Below are 18,437 nucleotides of genomic sequence, written 5' to 3'. Positions count from 1 at the left end.
GGGCAAAGTTCCTATGTGCCGAGACACAGTTATACCAAGATCAAGGCTTCAGTGTCAGTAATATAATGAATAACGTCATTGGCATGGCAGAGAATGTCGTGGCAGCGGTGGGTGCTAGCACTCAAGCCATAGAGGCCGCTCAGCTTATGACAGCCAATAAAGCCGTAAAGGTCTTCATACCGATGATTATTGCTTTGATTCAGGCTGTGATTGTCATTGCGACACCCATCGTGTTGGTGTTTACGTCTTATCGTTTTAAGGCATTTTTTACGATGGCAGGCATGTGGTTCACGTTGGAGTTCATGCACGCGATTTTAGGGCTGGGTAATCTATTCCAGCACCGTCTGGCCTTATTGACGTCCACCGATGCAAGTGAGGCCTCTGCATTGGAAACGGTCATCAGTGTCATGCTCTCCTATGGCATCATTCTGATTCTTCCCATTATTTGGTTAATGATTATGACAGGCGTTGGATTAGCATTGGCGAAAGGGTTTCAGTCAGTAGGGGGGTCACCCAGATCAGGTATGTCGGGTAACCCTGTTAGTCCGACTTCAGGCACTCTTGGCAGTTCATCAACGCGTGTACCTGGTTCAATGGGTGGTAGTTCAGGAGAGGTTGGTAAAAATGGATGATGAATAATGATCTACAAATCTCGCTAATGAGATCTTCATACTCTTTTACCAAAAGTTAGGATTTTGAGAGTCGTTCCCTAATGGGTCTTTTTGGTCCTGAGAGTGATAGGTGGGATTGGAAGTTACCTGAATCGCTCTGGCACTGAATATTAGTCCGAACAGTCCCGCGAGGAGGGTCACTAATCCAATCACGAGCATACCAGTACGCAGGAATATCCATCTATAGACCGTGAATGTTTTAGCACGCCTATGAAGTGTCAGTAGTTTTGAACGCATCAATACAATGAGTAACGGTGTAGCGATGACTATGAATTCATCGAATATGTTCCAGTCTATCGTGCTTGTGTTTGCAAAAAGCGCGTTATGTAAAAAACTCCCTGTCAAAATGGTCAGCCAGATTGATGTGATAGATGTAATCCACTTTTGCTTAGTCATATGATCTCCTTGCTTTGAGTTTAGTACAAAAAAAGATGGCCGCTCGAGAGCAGCCTAATTGATTTACTAAACACCAAGGGTGGAGGGCTCCTTAGTGAGCAAGATACTCTCACTACTCTTTGAACTTACAAGTCAAAAGCTCGATAAAAAACTGTTTTTTGAGTTTGAGGACGGCCGTCGTGACGATGGCGTGCATCGACAAATCTTTAATCATTACTGCGAGATTGCAGCGGGTAAGTTTGAGCTGGAGCTCGGATCTATTGCAGGTATTCCCCTTTACGATGGGGAAGATGAGAGTCACCCAGCAGTTGAGAAGCTGTCAACTCAGATAGTTGAAGCTGATGGCGTGATCTTTTTTAGCCCCGAGTATAATTTTTCGATACCCGGTGGGCTCAAGAACGCCATTGATTGGCTGTCGCGCTGCAAACCTCAGCCCTTTGCAGGCAAGCCGGCCACAATCATTGGTGCGAGCCCCGGTAACCAAGGCACGGCCCGGATGCAGTATCACCTGCGTCAGGTGGGCGTCTACTTGGACCTTCACTTTATGAATAAACCTGAGGTAATGATTGCTGGTGTGAATCAGAAAGTGCAGGCTGGGAAAATCGTAGATCAACCCACTATCGAGTTTTTGCAGCGTCACGCGAGCGTATTCAAATCCTTTGTCGAGCGCCATGCGTACTCACGTCAAGACGTCTAGGAGTGGATGATGGCTGAGAAACAGAAAAACGTGTTGGGAGAGGCGTTGGAGCAGTGCGGTTGCGACCCAATGACCGGTTACTTTCGTGACGGCTGCTGCAATACCGATGCCTATGATCGTGGTTCACACACCGTTTGTGCGATTCTTACCGACGAGTTTCTGCAGTTCTCATTGAGTCGCGGTAATGACCTGATTACCCCTCGGCCGGAGTATGACTTCCCGGGTCTAAAGGCTGGCGACTCATGGTGCCTGTGTGCCTCGCGATGGCTTGAGGCGGAGGCTTTCCACTGTGCGCCGCCGGTAAAGCTTAGCTCCACAAATATCGCTGCGTTGGAACGAGTCGATCTAGAGATGCTCAAGCGATATTCGCATGAGCAGCTGCACTAGCCAGAGCATGGCGCTTTTTAAGGTGAGACGGTCACTTCCACAGAGATGTCGTCTCCCTCTCCAAAGCCCTCCTTGGTGCGAACGGGTGCCTTGAGTGGGAGGATAAACGAGCCCGACTTCTTATCGGGAAAAATAGAGGTTTTCCAGCAGCTGGAGCCTATCTGTACCTGAACCGGAATGCTGCCAAAGCCCCGTCTTAACGGAAAAAAGAAGCGAATCTGCTCGGCGGTCTCGATGGGCAGGGTGACGAAGAACCAAGAGGCTTTCTCCGACTCCCAGCGCCAGACTTCGCCAGTGAATCCAAAGCTATGTGCCTCGTGCGATGAGCTCGTTTGCATCTCAGTCCGCTCTTGTCTTTGCAACCTAGTTAAACGAGTAGGTAAGGGCCGCTGCAGTTGGGTTGTATAAGCCCGTCATCTGCGGTGCCAAGTTTGCCAGCGTCTGTTGGCGGTTTCCTGGGGCAGGGTGGGTACTTAGAAACTCGGGCGGAGCACCTTTGCTATTAGCGCCCATCTTCTGCCAGAGGGTGGCAGCAGCGTTCGGGTTGTAACCGGCGCGCGCAGCCAACTCCATGCCAAGACGATCGGCTTCAAGCTCGCCGGTCCGACTGTTGGGCAGCGTAATCGCGACTGCAGCGGCCAAAGGCGCACCTGTAAGCGCAAGATCGCGGTATTCACTGTTCTCGGTTGCAACACTCAGTGCCAACATCCCAAGTTGAGTCGCCATCGCCACAGACATACGCTCCGCCGTGTGATTGGCCAAGGCATGGGAGACCTCATGCCCAATCACCTGAGCCAGTTCATCATCGGTTGGATTTAGCTTCTCAATTAAGCCGGTGTAAATGGCCATGCGACCGCCTGCCATACACCAGGCGTTTACAGTCTCTGGGTCATCAATAACGCTGATGCTCCAATCCCAGTTACGGGTGTTGGGAAAGCGCTCGATCGCTTGATAGACAATACGCCCCGCGATCGTCTGTACGCGCTTAACCACCTCTGCATCAGTGTCTACTTTGCCTTCATCTTTGAGCGGGGCCAACATCTGGGTATAAGCCGCTTTGGAGGCGTTGATAGCCTGCGAGGGTGAGACCAGCATCAGCTGGCTGCGACCGGTGGGGCTGGTACCGCACGCGCTGAGCATCGCAGCTAGCGTGAGTGTTAAGCCAAGCTTGGAAAATTTTGTCATTGAAGGGCTCTCGGGCGAACTTAATTCTAGCGAATGTTATACCACCAGTAACACCTCTGTCTGCGCCGGATCCTGCTCAAAGCGCATACTGACCTGTTGCTGCTGTTCGCTACTCATACGATTGAATAGAAAGTCGCGCGTATTGCCGGGGTGGCCCTCGAGGTAGAGCTGGCTGGTGAGCAGCTCAAACCCTTGGTCAATCACTTTCACGTGGATATGCGGGGTGCGGCCCGGGTAGGGCACAGGCTTGATGGTTCTGAACGTAAAGCGCCCTTCAGCATCGGTACGGGCGCGGCCAAACCCTTGAAAGCCAGCGTCGCGTGGTTCGGCGCGGCGATCCGCCGTATGCAAGTAGCGACCCGTCGCGTCACATTGCCAGATCTCTACGATCGCATTGGCGATGGCATCCCCATCGCTATCTACGAGTCTACCGTTCAGCTGAATTACTTCACCGCCGGCGGCTTTTACCGCACCTTCGATCTTTACCAGATCGTTGTCGACATCATCGAAGCGCATCGAAGAGGTGGGGTAGAAAGGTCCCTCCATTGCTGACGGGGTTGGAGCAAGCGCATTGGCAACGGGAGCCAACGGGAGCAGTGCCGCGGCAGTTAGTAGGGAGCGGCGTTTAACATTGATTTTCGACATGTAAAAACCTCCTGTCACTAGTTTGGGTTGGTACGCAGGATTGGGCAGATGGCGTTTAGTTTAGCCCGCTATCGTAACGTTGACCTATATTGATACTGAGAGTTTTTGATACGGGGCGTTACGGAGGGGTTGAGATGAAGAAGGGACTGTTGATAGGTTTTTATGTACTGATTATTGCAATACCCCTGCTGGCCTCCTGGTACTTCGTAGGTCATCCACGCATTTTCTGGCAAGAGCTTGGTTCAGTATTGGGTATCCTTGCGTTCGCGATGATCCTCTCTGAATTTGTTCTGTCTGGCCGGGTTAAATCTTTCTCACGCAAGGTTGGCATGGATGCAACGATGAGGTTTCATCGCATCATTGGATGGTGTGCGCTGATCGCTGCTCTGCTTCATCCCTTTCTTTACGAATCGACCCCAACAACAGGCCCTTGGCCGTGGGACAGCACGCGTCAATTTGCAGTCGCCACTGACTTTGCCGCGATCTCGACAGGTGTGATCGCTTTTATTTTGCTACCAGTGCTTGTTGTGTTGGCAGTCTGGCGCTCGTCGCTGGACTATCGCTATGAGACCTGGCGACGGCTGCACGGCTTAATCGCCGCAGCCTTGGTTGGACTCCTTCTGCACCATACCTTGTCTGCGGGGCGGTATGCGGCACACGAAACTGTAGCGCTGCTATGGCAAGTCATGGCGCTGATTGCGCTTCTGACGCTAGTGTACCGCTATCTGATTTCGCCCATTCAACAACTGGGCAAACCCTGGAAGGTGAGTCGGGTGGAAAGGTTGTCAGAGAGACAGTGGCGCTTGAGTTTGCTGCCGGATGGGCATCCGGGGATGGATTACAAAGCCGGGCAGTTCGCCTGGTTGAAGCTCGGTCATTCAAGTTTCTCAATCAGCGAGAACCCGTTCTCTATCGCGTCGGCACCCGCAGAGGGGCCTGAGATCTGTTTTGTGATCAAAGAGCTCGGTGATTTCACCTCAACGCTCGGTGAAACCAAGGTGGGTGCGCGTGCTTACTTGGATGGCCCTTATGGTAGTTTGATCGTCGATGGCCGCTCGGAACCCGGTGTTGCTCTGATTGCAGGGGGTGTGGGTGTGGCACCGATACTTGGAATACTTCAGCAACTCAAACAAACCGATGATCCGCGTTCGTATCGTCTGATATACGCTAACCGGACTGAGGATCAGATTGTCTGTCGTGACGAGCTGGCTGATGACAACCCAATACTTGTGCTGTCAGAGCCAACTGAGGGTTGGCAGGGTGAGGTCGGTTTAATCGATCAGAAGCTGATTGAGCAGAGCTTTTCCGACGCTGAGTTTGACACTTGGCTCTTCGTTATTTGCGGGCCTGTACCGATGATGGACCAGGTGTATCAGGCACTCAAACAGAAGGGCGTATCTGACGATCGTATTCTGCTGGAGCGGTTTGATTACGACTGACACTCATATTGTTTTTTCTGTCAAGAATGGATCTTCTACCCATTTTTCGCGCCTGTGTGTCATATTTTTAATGAGCCCTGCTTGAACGCTAGGTTCATTCAAGATATTGATTTTAATAAGGTTATTCGTCTATTTTTGCCATCATTGACAATAGTGTCACGTCTATCGTTGACGCTATTTGCCATACCTGACATAATTGTCATAAGTGTGTCAATTTGTAATTTGACATAGTTTTGACCAATTTAGGGTAACGATGGCACGATGATCCTTGACCAAAGGCAGGTCCTGATCAAAGAAGATTTCGAGTCCGCATCGACTGTGTACGATGTGGCCGAAATGCGTGAGCTGCTCGCACGAGCAGGGGCCAGCTATACCCTATTGGACGGCTCCTCTCTCAGTCCGATTCCGTTTGTAGAGGGGCGACAAAACGGACCCAATCTAGAACTGCTTCTACCCGATGGCACCATTGTCATAATTCGTGAATTCTTCGGTGACATGGGCACGCCCTATAGCACTCAGACAATGCTGGCCAGTTTCGGACCCGAGACTGAGGTCTACTTCCCCGATTACGTTCCCGGCCTGATGCAAGCCTCTTACGGTGGTTTGTCAGGTGCGATCCCAATGTTTGGAACTGCCGCACCAGCGGCTGCTGCGGGTGGTATCAGTCCTGCGATGATGGCGATGGGTGCTGCGGCGCCCGCTGCTGCCCTCCTTGCCCCTACGCCGGAGGGTGGGGATATCAACATTAGCGTTGGTGGCGTCGGTGGGACAGTAGCGGCACCTGCCGCGAGTATCACCAGTATCGTAACAACTTTCGGAACAGAGCTTGGTATCGATGAGGATGTTGACGATGCCGTTGTGACGGTTAAAACAGCGAACATAGACAACGGCGAAACCATCGAATTGGAGTTTGCCGGTACAACTTACGAAGCGGTTGTCAGCAATAACAAAGCACTGTTTGCAATAGAAGCGGCTGAACTGCAGGCCCTCGATGACGGGCTGTATGACATGGTTGCGACGCTGGTGTCAGACGCCACTGTTACAAATGATGTCGGCATCACGCTCGATCGTATCGCGCCTGTGTTTGACAGTGATGAGCTTGCACTCAGTTTTGATGAGGGAACGACAGATTCTCTGCTGGACAGTGCCGATATAGGTGTTGCGCTTGCAACGGATGAAACAACCCTGGAGTACTCTATCGATGGTGCTGACAAAGCTGCTTGCTCGGTTAATTCGCTAACCGGTGCCATCAAATTTAAAGAGGCACCCGATTTTGAAGCGCCGAGCGATGACGACGGCGACAATATTTATGAGCTGACACTGATTGCGACTGACATCGCCGGAAATGTCACTGAAAAAGCCATCACAATCGAAGTATTAGATGTTGATGAGAGTGACACAACGGCGCCTGAACTTCCTACGGTCGACACACAAAACGTGTCTGACACGCTCCCCATCATTGAGGGCACGGCTGTTTTGGGGGCGAGCGAGCAATTAACCGTCGCCGTGAATGGCGTCGTTGTCAATGTCACACCCGATGAGAATGGCGATTGGGCCCTCAATCTACGCGCGGAGGATCTTGATGTTGTCTCTGGCACACTCTCAGAGCTGGAGCAGGGTGTTATCTACGACGTAGAGGCAACTGTTACGAATAGTGAGTCGCAGCTAAGTTCAACAGATGAAACGACCAGCGAGCTGCGAGTGGCGCCGCCAAGTCCGACAGTCAACGATCTAGCGATCGTCAATGTCGAGTCACCTGTTTTCACCGGCACATCTCCTGAGCTGAATGAAAATCTCAAACTCATCGTCAAACTGAGCCAAACCACCTCAACCGGTGAAGAGCTGATTGAATACGAGGTGACACCGGTTGCCAGTCAGACAGAGGCGGGCGTATACGAGTGGACGCTCGATACTGCAACAGCAACACCGTTAGAAACCTCAAGATTTGCAACTGAATTAAGCCTGCCACTTAACGATGGCGACTACACAGTCACAGCACGGATCGCGATGTACCTTGATGGTACGGAGTTGATGAGCAGTGATTTAGCCGTAGATGATTTCACTGTTGATCTCAGTGCATCCGTCGCACCCGTAGTGACTGATTCGGTTAGCGGCCAGCTTTCGCCGACGGTCAGCGGTACAGCAAATTTAAAACAGGGTGAGACGTTAGATGTTTCCGTTATTGGGACCGATCAGCAGATTATCGTTACCTTTGAGGATGTCACGGTCGTTAATGGTGCATGGTCGATTGATTTAGCAACGGCGGTACCCGTAAGCGGAGAATGGGTACAACCAGCAGCGGGGAGTGAAACGTCTTTTGATGTTCGAGCCGTAGTTCCTGAATCTGGCTTGGAGAGCACAGGAACTCTGGATATTGATCAGGCCGCACCGACTGTCAAACTCTGGATAGATACCACTGAGACCCTGACCGAGAACAACGCTGGTATGTATCAGCTGAACATCCTGTTTTCTGAAAAATTGGCTGAGTGGCCGCCTGATTTTTCAGGTCTTCAAATAAGTGGTTTGAGTCTTGCCGTTGATGATCAAAACACCCTTATTGCCCCTATAGTTGACCCACAAAATCCGCTGAAATTTACTGCGGACTTTGTGCTTGATAAGCCGTTCGAGGGAATCGGCTCGGCTGTAATACCAGCCGACACCTACGCTGACTTGGCTGGCAATGGACTTGAACTTCTGGAGCTGTTTAATCCCGAGGTTGACACGGTTGCGCCGAGCGAGCTTTCACTTTCGATAACGGATACAGGCGCCTCTGCCTCGGATGGCATCACACGTACCTCGATCGTTCAGGTCTTCGGGTTGGAGAAATACGCAGTTCTCAATTACTCGCTGGATGCAGGGGAGACCTTTATCGAAGCTCTTCCCCCTTCTGGTGGCTGGACTCGTTCAGGCGACACTTACGTAACGACCATTGCACTGCCCGAGGGTGTCCTAACGTCAAAGCAGGTTCAAGCTTACCAAGTCGATGCCAGCGGTAACACCGGAGATCAGGTTTCTCTTTTTCTGGATCGAAATTACACGATCGACACCAGTCTCCCTTATTTTTCCGAGATGCTGGTCAGCTATGTCATTGATGAAAATGACCAAGCAGACGTCACAGTAGTCGCTAAGTTGGATGCCAGTGCAACTATCGACTGGACTACGCTAGTTGCTCAAACAGACGCCAGCTATCTGCAGTTATCCAATCTAGTTGGTGAGCCGAATCAAGCAGCCCTGGTAGTTCCAGCCGACACAACCGGTGTCACCTCAGAACTAACATTCGTGGTGCAGGGTGTCACTGTTGACGATACAACGCTGAACATTGCCCCGGACGCGGTTTTCCTCGACACACTGGTAGTCAGTGATCTTGCGGGTAATGAGATTCCCCAGTATTCACCGGTTGATGAGATGACCACGGTCACCTACAACGTAGGTGCCTCAATTCTGGGTGTGGATACAACTGAAGGGGTGCTGCGTCCTGATGCAGAGTTCTCTATTCTCAGCTTTGCGTCGCCGGCTGGCGCAAAAATTGAATTTACCTTGGATGGATATGATTCTCTCGTTGCATCAATCGATACGAGCGTTACCAGTGCGGGGTATCTGGGCAGTTCAACTTTCGATCTGACCGCCTTAACCGCACTCCAATCCGCGCAGCTAGATAACACCAATATCAACTACAGCATAAGAATGCTGGACTCAGCCGGTGACCTAATTATTGGTGTGCCGACGAAAAGCGGTGTGTTTACTTTTGACTCGACGCCGCCTACGGCTCCTATCTTTGTTGATTCCAATGGCGATGAGATCACTGGTGGTCTGATTGAATTACTGGAGAATCAGCCTTATCAGTCCACTCTGTTCTTCATCGCTCAGTCGGACGATACCTCATCAATCACATACGAACTGAGCGCCGAAGATCAGCAATATTTCCAAATTAACCCTGATACCGGCGGTGTCAGTATCCGCCAAGACGCAGTCAGCGGCTTATGGCAATTTGACTTCGAATCCTTGGTTCAAGATCGGTTGGTTGATCAGGATACGAAAGAGATAACCCTGACGGTAAATGCCGTCGATGCGGCAGGTAATATCGGCGGAACAGCCAGCATTGCAGCTCATATCGGTAACCTGGATGAGAGCGCACCTCAATTCCAAGATGATGGTACTGCTGAGGATGACTACGATGCTGTGCGTGTGGTTGAGGAGTATGTGGAAGCGGGCGCGCTGGTCTACAGTCCGGGCACAGTTACTGACATCTATGATGACGATAGTCAGCGTGATGTGTCGGATCAAGTTGTATTCTCGCTAGCACGTACCGGTGACTTCCAACTCCTGACCGTCGACCCAGATACCGGTGACGTCAGTATCAATGCATCACCAGATTACGATCTAAAGAGCGTCTATACCTTCACGCTTATCGCCACTGGAGCAGACGGTAAAACGGCTACTCAAAATGTGCGCTTGGATGTCAATGAGAGCGGTACCGCAGCTAACTTCGTTGCCCTGAAAGAGCGAAATATCGCCACTGGTGAGTGGCAGAGTATCGAACTCTCCGAAATGCGCTTGAGTCTTGCGACAGTTGAAGAGAATACAGATCTTTCGGCTTATGCTTGGGAGTTGCGCGTTGATGATCCCGCTGCAGTTTTGACTCTGTTAGACGGATCCGTTGACTTCTTTACCATCACGCAGAATGCAGATTCGCCGGAGTACTGGGATCTTGTATTCAAAGATGACGTGACTTTCGATTATGAAACGCTGTCTACGCTCAACTTCCGAATTCGTGCAACCGATGAGCAGGGCGTTCCCAAGGACCTTCCGTTAACGGTCGCTGTACTGGATGACGGCACCAATCCAGTGTTTGATTCAGCGCTAGAAAATATTGAGACCCCAGAAGTTCTGGCCGGGACAACCTTCCAGCCAAGTATCGCAACGCTGGCATCTGGCGTTAACGGAACTATTGAGTATTCGATCGTTGAGAATTCAGAGCTCGATGTGAATGACGAGCCAATTATCACCGTGCCTTTCTCAGTTGATTCAAGTTCGGGTGCAATTACCGCGCTGGAGAACTTAGATTACGAGAGCAATGCGAGCAATGGTTTCAGCTTTACTCTTCGCGCAAGCAATGGTGATGAATTTTCAGACAAAACATTGACTGTCGCTGTGTCCGATGTTGCTCCAAATGCTGCGCAAGTGATCAGTGCCGAATGGAATGTTTCGCCCTTGCAGGGTGCTACATTGCCATTACAAGTCACCTTCGATAAGCCGGTGACCCCGTCTGATGTACAAGGGGTCAAGGCTGTACTACACCTGACTGGGGCTGATTCATTGGGTAATCCAGTGGTGAAAGAACTCAACGCCGCACTGCAATCGGTCGACCCAAATGATGCCAGCAGTTTGTTGTTCCAGGTGACACAGCCCATGGATACTGACTTTGTTGGAACAGTCTCGGTTCACGCCATCGTCCTCGATGACGGCGTTACATTGACTGGCGCCGGCGGTAACGCCGATCTCATTTTTTCAGCGATTGATGTTGCAGGAGAGTGGTCATTTAACAATATTCAACCCACTGTCGAGACAGTGGAGCTAGAAACAACAAGCTTTACGCTGAGCTACAGCGAACAACTGATCATTCCCGCCAACACAGAAATTAATGTCACGAAGGTAGGCACAGATGAGATTGTCGCCACGTTTACTTCGGGCACGGATGCGACACAAAGCGATACTCTAGTCTTTGATCTAGCGACCTCCAATGGAGTGTCGCTTGATGATCTGAAAGGTGGCTCGTTAGTGTTTGATTTGGTGTTGGGCCAACTTACGGGCGTGGACAGCAATAACACCGCAAAATCTTACTACGATTACGATCAAACGACGTTTGTCGATATCGATGGTTCTGTACACGATTACAACAGTGACACGAGCACCTGGATTGTGGCCGGCGAATTCGTCACCGACTCCCTAATTGTCAAAGCCTATACCCTAGAGGGCGAACTCCTCGGCGAGACCGACTTCAATCCACTCAACGGTGCAATCGACTATGTCGACCTGATGCCAGCTAGCTACAGCGGCCCGGCGATCATCAATATTCTGGACGGCTCAGCAGAGCTTGATTACCTCGATGAGTTTAGCGGCGAGCTAAAGGACTACGGCCAAACCACGGCAGGATTTGGTCTACGCGCGCTCATCAACTACGAAGATTCAGTAGCGCTTGAACCGATCAGCGTGACGCCACTGACAGAGCTGGCGCTGCGTTTAGCAGAGGCAAATAGCGTTTTGGATCTGGATGCCGCTTATGATCAGGCGATGGCACAGCTGTATGGGCTGTTTAGCCTCACCGACACCCGCGGCCAAATCACAGTTACAACAGCGGATGGGTTTGATACAGCTGACGGAATCTCTGCTGCAGAGAACCACGGTCTGGTATTAGCGGCTCTCTCTACGCTGGATAACCTTACCGGTGGAATCAATTCAACGCTCGATCTGCTTGACCCTGCGAGCGGTTTAGATCAATGCGAGCTCGACCCGTTAATTGCCGACGCTGTTCAAGCCGTCGCCGCAAGCGAAAACCCATACGTGCAACAGATTGCCCCAGAGCTGACTCAGGTACTCGAGCAGTTCTATGACTATTACCCGATGGTAATTGCACCGTTCATCGCCCCCGAAGGGATTGAACCGAATACCGATCTACTTGACCTCTCAGCTTACCTCTCGGACGAGTCCGATTTCGAGATGCTGATCGATGGCGAAATTCAGGAACTGAGCACAACTGACGATGCGGTCGCAGCTGCTCAGCCTGCAACACCAGATTCAATTTTGAATAACACACAGGTCGTTACACCCGCTGGTGTCGACCACATTGACGCTGAAACGGATGTAAATATCTATGGTTAACTCAAATTATATGGCATCAATCCATGCCAAACGCTTCATTAGACTGCTTACGTTAGTCGCTCTGTTACTGGTTATAGGGCTCAATGTCGCTTTGGCGAATGAGGGGTTAAAACTCAATATATTTCCGTCCATCGGTAAGCCGGTCTATGGCGTCGCCGAATTTGGTTCATCTGTTACTGACCCAGTTAGCGTCACTGTGGCATCAGAAGCGGAGTACCAAAAAGCTGGCTACACCCGACCTGCGTTTTTCAATACCGCGACCGTGCGCAAGTTAGGCGTCAATCGCTACCTTATTACCACATCAACCCCAGTCGATAGTGCTAATTTCACGTTGATACTGGATGTGCAGTTCAAAGAGTTTCGTCGCGTCTATCCTGTAGAGTTGTCGCTTCAGTCAGGGCAGGTAGCTGCAAATTTCGCGCCGGCTAAAGAGTACGATCAGCCCGCTAAAACCGCGGTAAGAGCCGTATCAAAACCGGTTGTGGCAGCTGTAGCACCTGCTGCGCAGTCATCTTCAGTGACGACCCCAGCGGCACAGCCGGCGCCGGTCGTTGAGCCGATGCAGCCAGCGGCGATCTACTCCACGCCCGCTCCACAACCACAGATTTTTTACCCGCCGATGCAGTCGAGCAGCCAACCAGTCTCCAATGGCACTGAGCAGTTCCCGTTCTACATTGTCGTTATCGCACTGGCGGTGCTACTTCTCTTAGCGATGTTTGTTGTCGTGCTGTTTATGCACAAGAACTCAGACTCGCGTCATCATTCGGTGCAGCACGACCAGCATTCCATGATGAGTGATCTACTCAAGGCGTTGCCCTCACTGATGGGCCACAATCAGCAGCTTCAGCATACACAGGCTCAAACAGCGGCCGTGCAGATGCCGCAACCTTGGCACCCATTAGAGGCAAGCCCGCAACAACCGAGCCCCCAACAGCCTCATTGGAATGATCCAGAACCAGCGCCAGTGCGCCCAGCACCGCAGCGCCCAGCGATACCTGCGAGGGTAGAACAGGCTCAGGCTAGTCCAACCAAAGAGCCCCAGGCCCCAGCAGTACAGCGCGCGCCTGCACCCCGGCCAGCCAGACCAACAGTACCGCCAGCGCCGCCGCCAGCTAATCCGGCTAAACCCGCAGGCCCTGTGAATCCAGCTACGCCGCGAGCACAGGCGCCGACGACTCAGCCTGCCCCAGCGCCGGCACGACCCCCGGCACAGCCAAGCGCGCCGGTTCAGCAACAACCAGAAAAAGTAGCCAAGCCTGCAGTTGCCGGCGCCGACAAGAGCGAGAAGCTGCAGTTAGCCATTGTCTACATGAACATGGGTGATGAAGTGATGGCTCGGATGCTGCTCGAAGAGATCGGCCGTGATGGTTCGGAGGCAGAAAAGGCCGAAGCAAAAGCCATTCTGGCAAAAATGAATAACCCCAGTGATCGACCGATCATTGCGGATAAGAACGATAAGATCGAGTGAGGCCTGAGCAGTGATTACTAAAGAACTAACCATGGCCCTGCTGGCGAACAGTGGCGCCACATATGATGTCGGAGCTCTGGATAAGGCCTTTGAGGACCTCCAGGAGCTGACAAACTTTACGCCCTTCGAGACCTTGCAGTTCGTAGTTAAACGTCTGGGTCTAAATGATCTTAATGTGGCGCATACCTCAACGTCTCAGCTACAAGATAGCAACCTGCCAGGGATTATCTTCCATGACGGACAGTGGAAGATTATCGAGAAGAGCGACACACTCTATCGCATCATCGATCAGGTCACGCTGGATGAGGTTGAGCTTGAACCTGAGCATTTGCCTGTAACCGTCGTCACTTGGCTAGAGCGCAGACAGACCAGTTATGAGAGCGCGCCGGAGCAGAAGGTCATCACGACCAAGGGTCTGATCTTTAAGAACTTCAAAGAGCATCCGGTGTGGTTGGTGAATATCGCGATCGCCACGGTCATCGTTAACCTCTTTGCTGTAGTTTCGTCGCTTTTTGCGATGCAGGTGTATGACCGTGTTGTGCCGACCTTGGCGATGGAGACACTGACCTCGTTGGTGGCTGGCGTATCGATCATCTACATGGTCGACTGGCTACTCAAAATCACCCGCTCCAAGATTGTCGATCACAACTCATCGTTTATCGATAAGAAGATCTCAGCGGACATCTACAAGCGCCTTCTCAATGTGCAGCTCGACAAGCTGCCAAATCAGGTTGGTACACTGACGGCCCAGATCAATGGTCTTGAGTCGGTACGTCAGTTCTTCTCCTCGACGATTGTATTCTCGCTAGTGGATATGCCGTTTGCACTGATGTTCCTCGGTGTTATCTACCTTATCGGTGGACAGATCGCCTTTGTTTACGGCGCATTTTTGGTGGTCAGCATCATCATGGCACTGATTGCACAGAAGCGCTGCAAGGACCTAGCGGCAAACCTAGTGATGCGCTCGAACGAGAAGCTAGGTGTCTTGGTCGATAGTATTCGCGGACGCGAAACAATCCGAAGCGTTGGCTCCTACCAGATGTTTGAGCATGAGTGGAATGAGATCAACGACTCAATCTCCGAGTACAGCCTCAAGCAGAAGCGTATCTCCACCAACGCGACCACTACATCTCAAACAATGGGACAGGTCTCATATGTAATTGCGATCGTTATCGGCGTCTACTTGATCGGTCAGGGTGAGATGACTATGGGTGGCATGATCGCCTGTTCAATTTTGGGTGGCCGAGTACTGGGCCCTGTGGGCCAGGCGGTAGGTCATCTTGTGCAGTATGAGAGCGTGGCGCAGTCAATGAAGATGATAGACGCATTCTGGGCTATTCCAGAACAGCGTAATCAGGGCGTCGACTATGTCTATCCGGATGTTCGCCCAGCTCGCATCTCCGTGCAAAATCTGGAGTTTCAGTACTCGGAAGAGGGGCAGAAGATCCTTAATGTAGAGCGTTTGGAGGTGAAGCAGGGCGAGCGAATCGCGCTCCTTGGGAGTATCGGCTCAGGTAAATCTACTCTTCTAAAAGTGCTGGCCGGTCTCTACAAACCCAGTGCCGGACGCATTCGTCTGGGCGATGCCGACCTTTGGGAACTCGACCCTGAATACATCGCTAAGAACCTAGCGTATCTGCCGCAAACCCCAGAACTATTCAAAGGTACTTTGAAGAGCAACCTCACTCTGGGTCGCCCAATCGGCGACACCAAAATTCTCAGTGTGGTCAACCTTCTAGGTCTCAACGCTATCGCTGATCAGAGCGAGAAAGGCCTAGACCTTGAGATTGCCGAGGGCGGTGTTGGTCTCTCGGGCGGGCAGAAGCAACTCGTCGCTATTGCGCGCATGTTTGTGGGCAACTCCAGCGTCTGGGTGCTTGATGAGCCCACTGCGTCACTCGATCCGAATACTCAAGCGGCGGTCGTTGAGGCGATCAAAGTGCGGATGCGTCCGACCGATATTCTACTCTTCGCTACCCACAATCCTAAATTGGCGATGGATCTGGCTACCCGAGTCATTGTGATGAATAACGGTCAGATCGCGAATGACGCGCCTGCGTCAGCGGTACAACTGCGCCCAAAGAGCGCTAGGGCGGTGAGCAATGGCTAAGACTAAAGAGATTTACAGCGGAACAGCCGTTGTATGGATTGTTTTCGCTGCTTTCACAGGCTTTATCGCCTGGTCCTACTATTTCGAGTTGGACCAGTTTGTTCGGGCACAGGCAAAAGTGTTTTCTCAGAGCCGTGTGCAGGTGATTCAGTCTGTGGATGGCGGTGTTCTTGATGCGCTGTATGTAAAAGAGGGTGACTTCGTTGAAGCGGGGCAGATTCTCGCAAAGATTAACTCCAAGCGTTTTGAAGCCTCAAGTAACGAGATCCAAGCCCGTGTGTATGCTTTGCGAGCCAAAATCGCACGCTTAACTGCCGAGATATCTGATGAAGAGCCGCAGTTTGAGCCGGAGCTCGTTAAAGGGGCTGCTGAAATCGTTGATATCGAACGCACACTCTACGAGAGTCGCAAAGCGAGTCTTCGCAACGATGTCAGCGCATTGCGCGACAACCTGCGCCTAGCTAAACGCGAAAAGGGGATTGTTGATCAGCTTAAGGCCACCGGTGATGTGGATCAGATGGAGGTGCTTACCGCGGAAAAAGCGGTCATCGACGCTGAAGCAAAACTGCGCAGCCGCATAAATGAATACCGTGAGAAAGCCAGTACCGAACTAGCTGAAGCGCGCGATGAACTCTCGCAGTCGAGCCAAGTGCTGAACCAGCGCACCGATATGGTAGAGAGCTCAGATGTAGTGGCTCAGATTCCAGGTTATGTGAAGAACATCAACGTCACGACCATGGGTGCAGTCCTCAAAGCGGGCGAAGAGTTGATGGAGATTATCCCTAAAGATGATCAGCTACTTCTCGAGGCGAAAGTAGCGCCCAAAGACATTGCTGACTTGTCATTGAACCAAATGGCAACTTTGCGTCTTGACCCTTTTGACTCAAGCATTTACGGGACAATTGAAGCAAACGTCAAGTTCATTTCGGGCGACACAGTTGTCGAAGATGGGAGCCGTCCAGGGCAGGAGCAAACCTTCTATATCGTCCACCTGATGATGCCTGCAAACCCCGTATTTACATCGATTGGAAAAGAGGTCGAGCTGATCCCGGGTATGACCGGTCAGGTTGACATTAAGACCGGTAACCGGTCAGTCCTGACATACCTGCTCAAGCCAGTTGTCAAGACATTGAATCAGTCATTTGGTGAAAAATAGGAGTTTGACAGATGCGACAAACAAGAATATTTTTGCCACATATGACAAATATTACATTAGGAGTAGTGTGCCATGGCTGCCAGTGAAGCGTTCAAACTGTTGATTGAAAACCTACAGCGTTCATCCCGTTTGGATGCCAACGTCTTGATCAACGGTGAGGTAGGAACGGGTCGCCGACAGTGTGCGCTCTCTATTCACAAGGCGAGTCGTAGGGCTGATGGCCGCTTTGTAACGGTCAATTGTACTGCACTGAACGATAGCCGTTTTGGTATCGAACTGTTCGGCATGCAGAACTCCGCTTTTGAGATGGTGCGCAAAGGTGCCGTATTCTTGGCAGAAGAGGGCACACTCTATCTGCACGAGGTGGCAGAGCTAACACTGGATATGCAGGCACAGTTGGTACGCTATCTGGAGAGCGGTGTATTTACGCCGGTTGGCTCGAATGATGTGATCGCATCCAACGTGCGTCTTGTCTGTTCAACGTCCGCTAACCTAACCGCACTTGTTGAAGCGGGTCGTTTCAGAAACGATCTGTATCACATGCTCGCCCAGATGGTGATTAATACGCCAACACTGAACGAGCGTATTGCGGATATCGATCTGCTCTCGGCAAATATCCTGCGTGAAATTGCGCCGGGTCAGCCTTACCAGTTGGATCGTTCGGCCTACAACCGCCTGCTTTCGCACAGCTTCACCGGTAACCTGATTGAGCTGCGCAACATCCTGTTACGAGCAATCTCGCAGTCCACGAGTTATGTCATCAATGAGAGTGTGATGCAGTTCGCGATTACCGGCGGCTCAGTGTTCAGCCAGAGCCAAGACTTGCAGGATCGCACGTTCAGCATTGAATCGACTATGGTGGATAACGCCGATGATCCAATGGCTCTTGAACGATCGACTGAGACACATACCCTGACCACTCAAGAAGCAAACTCTGCTCCGGTAGTAGAGCCGGCTGAGCTTAACGATGCTCGTCGAAAAGGGCGTTGGTCTGGTGCTCCAGGGGCTCAGGTTGATACCGATACCGTGGATTCAAAACTGCAGGAGTTCTCTGCAACCAATCAGTCGCTTGACGACCTAAGTACAGCCGATCAGGGCAGTGCGCCTGCACCTCAGGCGCGCCCACAACCCCAACCGGTGGTTGGTTCGCCAGTCTCATCAACAGCGCCATCAGCTCAACGCGCACAGCGAGAAAACCTTTCGCTAAAGGAGCGCGAACTCCTGTTTATCGAGGAACTGCTAGTGAAGCATGGCGGTGATAAGAAGGCGGTTGCAGACGAGCTCGGATGCACGGTTCGCACGCTGTATCGCAAGATAGAAAAAATCAAAGCCAAGTCTAGATAAGTTATATAAGCATCAGATTTTAAAGAATTTACCGGCTTTGCTTGTGTGGCAGGGCTAGTG

Annotated in this window: 13 protein-coding genes; 9 read left to right on the top strand and 4 right to left on the bottom strand. The window is 51.5% G+C overall.

All coding sequences use genetic code 11. The annotated features are described in order from the left end of the window. The first annotated feature begins 65 nt into the window (after window positions 1-65). Window positions 66-632 carry a hypothetical protein gene (locus tag XMD579_RS10930; protein ID WP_173481980.1) on the top strand — a complete coding sequence of 189 codons (567 nt, stop codon included), beginning with the start codon at window positions 66-68 and terminating at the stop codon, window positions 630-632. A 45-nt stretch (window positions 633-677) separates the two neighbouring features. Here the strand turns inward: XMD579_RS10930 and XMD579_RS10925 are convergent, their stop codons facing one another. Next, entirely contained in the window at window positions 678-1,067 is a 390-nt protein-coding gene (locus tag XMD579_RS10925) for a hypothetical protein (RefSeq protein WP_173481979.1), read from the bottom strand. Window positions 1,068-1,161: 94 nt separating this feature from the next. Here XMD579_RS10925 and XMD579_RS10920 point away from each other — a divergent pair, with 94 nt between their 5' ends. Both XMD579_RS10920 and XMD579_RS10915 read left to right on the top strand, forming a co-directional pair. Further along, entirely contained in the window at window positions 1,162-1,764 is a 603-nt protein-coding gene (locus tag XMD579_RS10920; protein WP_371731447.1) for an NADPH-dependent FMN reductase, read from the top strand. Between the two features lie 9 nt (window positions 1,765-1,773). After that, complete coding sequence (locus XMD579_RS10915; protein ID WP_217362034.1) at window positions 1,774-2,151, top strand: DUF2237 family protein; 378 nt, start codon at window positions 1,774-1,776, stop codon at window positions 2,149-2,151. Between the two features lie 17 nt (window positions 2,152-2,168). Here the strand turns inward: XMD579_RS10915 and XMD579_RS10910 are convergent, their stop codons facing one another. From XMD579_RS10910 to XMD579_RS10900, 3 genes are read right to left on the bottom strand one after another with little or no spacing between them, the layout of a single operon-like run. Then, entirely contained in the window at window positions 2,169-2,489 is a 321-nt protein-coding gene (locus XMD579_RS10910; protein WP_173481977.1) for a DUF1905 domain-containing protein, read from the bottom strand. 25 nt (window positions 2,490-2,514) lie between these two features. Continuing rightward, window positions 2,515-3,336: a M48 family metallopeptidase gene (locus tag XMD579_RS10905; protein ID WP_173481976.1), complete on the bottom strand. Its 822-nt coding sequence runs from the start codon at window positions 3,334-3,336 to the stop codon at window positions 2,515-2,517. A 36-nt stretch (window positions 3,337-3,372) separates the two neighbouring features. Then, window positions 3,373-3,981: a protocatechuate 3,4-dioxygenase gene (locus tag XMD579_RS10900; RefSeq protein WP_173481975.1), complete on the bottom strand. Its 609-nt coding sequence runs from the start codon at window positions 3,979-3,981 to the stop codon at window positions 3,373-3,375. Between the two features lie 134 nt (window positions 3,982-4,115). On the opposite strand from XMD579_RS10900, the gene XMD579_RS10895 reads away from it, so the two are divergent. From XMD579_RS10895 to XMD579_RS10870, 6 genes are all read left to right on the top strand, one after another. Beyond that, entirely contained in the window at window positions 4,116-5,420 is a 1,305-nt protein-coding gene (locus tag XMD579_RS10895) for a ferric reductase-like transmembrane domain-containing protein (protein ID WP_173481974.1), read from the top strand. Between the two features lie 261 nt (window positions 5,421-5,681). Then, on the top strand, window positions 5,682-12,299 hold the full coding sequence (locus tag XMD579_RS10890; RefSeq protein ID WP_173481973.1) for a cadherin repeat domain-containing protein: 6,618 nt from the start codon (window positions 5,682-5,684) through the stop codon (window positions 12,297-12,299). Then, complete coding sequence (locus XMD579_RS11470) at window positions 12,292-13,767, top strand: FimV/HubP family polar landmark protein (protein ID WP_173481972.1); 1,476 nt, start codon at window positions 12,292-12,294, stop codon at window positions 13,765-13,767. Before XMD579_RS10890 ends, XMD579_RS11470 begins: the two co-directional genes overlap by 8 nt. A gap of 10 nt (window positions 13,768-13,777) precedes the next feature. Then, window positions 13,778-15,877 carry an ATP-binding cassette domain-containing protein gene (locus XMD579_RS10880; protein ID WP_173481971.1) on the top strand — a complete coding sequence of 700 codons (2,100 nt, stop codon included), beginning with the start codon at window positions 13,778-13,780 and terminating at the stop codon, window positions 15,875-15,877. Then, a complete protein-coding gene (locus XMD579_RS10875) occupies window positions 15,870-17,033 on the top strand; it encodes an HlyD family efflux transporter periplasmic adaptor subunit (RefSeq protein ID WP_173489332.1) in 1,164 nt (387 codons plus the stop codon). The genes XMD579_RS10880 and XMD579_RS10875 overlap by 8 nt, the downstream gene beginning before the upstream one ends. A 72-nt stretch (window positions 17,034-17,105) precedes the next feature. Continuing rightward, a complete protein-coding gene (locus tag XMD579_RS10870) occupies window positions 17,106-18,377 on the top strand; it encodes a sigma 54-interacting transcriptional regulator (RefSeq protein WP_173481968.1) in 1,272 nt (423 codons plus the stop codon). The last annotated feature ends 60 nt before the right edge of the window (window positions 18,378-18,437 follow it).

This window comes from Marinobacterium sp. xm-d-579 (genome assembly GCF_013282935.1).
Taxonomy (GTDB): domain Bacteria; phylum Pseudomonadota; class Gammaproteobacteria; order Pseudomonadales; family Balneatricaceae; genus Marinobacterium_E.
The sequence above is the reverse complement of the archived record's forward strand: the minus strand, read 5'-3'. Positions and strand labels throughout refer to the sequence as shown.

Bases quoted from the DNA above. Each gene is read 5' to 3' on its own strand.
- XMD579_RS11470 (WP_173481972.1), top strand. From the start codon at position 12,292: ATGGTTAACTCAAATTATATGGCATCAATCCATGCCAAACGCTTCATT.
- XMD579_RS10925 (WP_173481979.1), bottom strand. From the start codon at position 1,067: ATGACTAAGCAAAAGTGGATTACATCTATCACATCAATCTGGCTGACC.
- XMD579_RS10900 (WP_173481975.1), bottom strand. From the start codon at position 3,981: ATGTCGAAAATCAATGTTAAACGCCGCTCCCTACTAACTGCCGCGGCA.
- XMD579_RS10890 (WP_173481973.1), top strand. From the start codon at position 5,682: ATGATCCTTGACCAAAGGCAGGTCCTGATCAAAGAAGATTTCGAGTCC.
- XMD579_RS10905 (WP_173481976.1), bottom strand. From the start codon at position 3,336: ATGACAAAATTTTCCAAGCTTGGCTTAACACTCACGCTAGCTGCGATG.
- XMD579_RS10915 (WP_217362034.1), top strand. From the start codon at position 1,774: ATGGCTGAGAAACAGAAAAACGTGTTGGGAGAGGCGTTGGAGCAGTGC.
- XMD579_RS10910 (WP_173481977.1), bottom strand. From the start codon at position 2,489: ATGCAAACGAGCTCATCGCACGAGGCACATAGCTTTGGATTCACTGGC.
- XMD579_RS10930 (WP_173481980.1), top strand. From the start codon at position 66: ATGAATAACGTCATTGGCATGGCAGAGAATGTCGTGGCAGCGGTGGGT.
- XMD579_RS10875 (WP_173489332.1), top strand. From the start codon at position 15,870: ATGGCTAAGACTAAAGAGATTTACAGCGGAACAGCCGTTGTATGGATT.
- XMD579_RS10870 (WP_173481968.1), top strand. From the start codon at position 17,106: ATGGCTGCCAGTGAAGCGTTCAAACTGTTGATTGAAAACCTACAGCGT.
- XMD579_RS10895 (WP_173481974.1), top strand. From the start codon at position 4,116: ATGAAGAAGGGACTGTTGATAGGTTTTTATGTACTGATTATTGCAATA.